This window comes from Micromonospora globispora (assembly GCF_003857015.1).
In the GTDB taxonomy this organism is placed as follows: Bacteria; Actinomycetota; Actinomycetes; order Mycobacteriales; family Micromonosporaceae; genus Micromonospora; species Micromonospora globispora.
Genome location: NZ_QGGF01000144.1, coordinates 1 through 1,979 on the forward strand (window position 1 = coordinate 1; position 1,979 = coordinate 1,979).

3 protein-coding genes and 1 pseudogene are annotated in these 1,979 nt (G+C 73.7%); 3 read left to right on the forward strand and 1 reads right to left on the reverse strand.

Annotated elements, in window-relative coordinates; genetic code table 11:
- Positions 1-39 precede the first annotated feature (39 nt).
- The 3 genes and pseudogenes from DKL51_RS36145 to DKL51_RS05210 form a co-directional block, all read left to right on the forward strand.
- Positions 40-285 (forward strand): annotated as a pseudogene (locus tag DKL51_RS36145) (flavin reductase); the annotation flags it as partial.
- Between the two features lie 71 nt (positions 286-356).
- Positions 357-581 (forward strand): hypothetical protein, encoded by a 225-nt coding sequence (locus DKL51_RS05205; protein ID WP_109944165.1) that lies wholly within the window; start codon positions 357-359, stop codon positions 579-581.
- A 222-nt stretch (positions 582-803) separates the two neighbouring features.
- A complete protein-coding gene (locus DKL51_RS05210) occupies positions 804-1,529 on the forward strand; it encodes a PP2C family protein-serine/threonine phosphatase (RefSeq protein WP_109944164.1) in 726 nt (241 codons plus the stop codon).
- A 6-nt stretch (positions 1,530-1,535) separates the two neighbouring features.
- On the opposite strand, the gene DKL51_RS05215 is transcribed toward DKL51_RS05210, so the two are convergent.
- A partial coding sequence (locus DKL51_RS05215; protein WP_311768025.1) for an ATP-dependent helicase C-terminal domain-containing protein occupies positions 1,536-1,979 on the reverse strand: 444 nt, incomplete at its 5' end.

A 1,979-nucleotide genomic window follows, 5' to 3' on the forward strand; every position in this document is an offset into this window, starting at 1 on the left:
CGACGGCCCGTCCCCGGGCGGCCGCCGGGGGACGTACGCGTGAGCCGGCCGGCCCGACCGCACGTACCCATGCGGCCGCTCTGGCGGTGCCGAGCCTGCGGCGCGGAGTGGCCCTGCCCGCCCGCGCGGCTCGCGCTGCTGGTCGAGTACCGCGACGACCGACCGGCGCTGCTGATCTACCTGGGGACGCTGATGCACGAGGCGGGGGAGCAGCTCGCCCAGCTCAACGGGCACGCCCGGCCGGCCGGTCTGGCGGACCGGTTCCTCGGCTGGGCCCGGGCGCGTGGCCGGGATCCCGGCGACGGCGAAGTCGCTGGTGAAACACCCCACGTCAGCCGCGAAGAAGGGGAAACGCCATGAAGAAGATGATGGCCGCGGCGTGCGTGCAGGCCGGTCTCGGCACGCTGAAGAGCCTCGGCCTGCTCCAAGCCGCCGCGCAGCAGAAGATCGACTACTCGACGCTCGCGGACCCGACCGCCGGGCCGATCTACGCCGACCTGCCGGCCGGCTCGTACCGGTCGCTCGGCACCGTGGTGAAGCTGCACACCACCAACCCGGAGCTGTTCGCCTGGTGCGGCTGACGGACCGGGTCCGCACCTGACCCGGGACCGCGCGGGCAAGATCCTGCTCAAACAGGGAAGTAGTGGCCTCCCTGGTCGGGAGGCCACTACGTCATGGGTCGAGCATGATCTTCCGTCCGGCCTGACCGTCCGGTCGGCCCGCCAGTAAGATTCGCCGCGACATCCAGCATCGTCCTGATCTCCTAGAGACAACTGCGCCCTTCTCCTGGCAGGCTGCCTCCCATGACCCTGAAGCTTCGTTCCGTCGGGGCGAGCGACCGTGGGCTGATCCGCAGTGGGAACCAGGACGCCCTGCACGCCGGCCGGTGGCTCGTCGCGGTCGCCGACGGCATGGGTGGCATGGCGGCCGGCGACCTGGCCAGCCGGATCGCCATCGACGCGTTCGGGCCGCTGGACGTGGAAACCCCCGAGGACGCGCTGGTCGCCGCCCTGCAGGGCGGGATCGAGCTGGCCACCGCGCGGATCCGCCAGGCCGTCGTCGAGGATCCGGAACGCGAGGGGATGGGCACCACCCTCACCGCCCTGCTCTTCGCCCGCACCGGCAGCTGCCTGGCCCTGGCCCACGTGGGGGACTCCCGGGCCTACCTGTTCCGGGAAGGGGTGCTCAAGCAGGTCACCCGGGACGACACCTTCGTGCAGATGCTCGTCGACCAGGGCGTGATCACCCCGGAACAGGCCAGCAGCCACCCCCGGCGGGCGGTGGTCACCCAGGCGTTGCAGGGCGACGAGGTCTCCCCGACGTACGCGACGATGGTGCCCTGGGCCGGCGACCGCTGGCTGCTGTGCAGCGACGGTCTCTCCAATGTCGTGCGCGCCGACACCCTGGCCGAGGTGCTGGCCGACCACCCCGACCCGGAGGCGTGCGCGCGCAAGCTGATCGACCTGGCCCTGCGGGCCGGCGGCCCGGACAACGTCACCGTGGTGATCGCCGACATCGCCGAGGAGTGACCCCGGTCAGCGCCGCCGTGGGCTGGCGTGCCGGGTCGGCACGGCGGTGGTCGGGTCCTCCGGCCACGGGTGGCGCGGGTAGCGGCCCCGCAGCTCCCCCCGGACCTGCGGATAGCCGGTCCGCCAGAAGGACGCCAGGTCGGCGGTGACCGCCACCGGGCGGCCGGCGGGGGAGAGCAGGTGCAGCAGCACCGGTACCCGGCCGTCGGCGACCCGCGGCGCGTCCTGCCAGCCGAACGTCTCCTGGAGCTTCACCGCCAGCACCGGGGCGGCCGGGTCGGCGTAGTCCACCCGGATCCGGGAGCCGCTCGGCACGGTGAGCCGTTCCGGCGCCAGCTCGTCCAGCCGGGCCGCCTGCGACCAGTCCAGCAGCCGGCGCAGTGCGGCCGCCACGTCGATCCGGGCGAGGTTCGCCCGGATCGACGTGGCGGGCGCCCTGCGCCGGCTGCG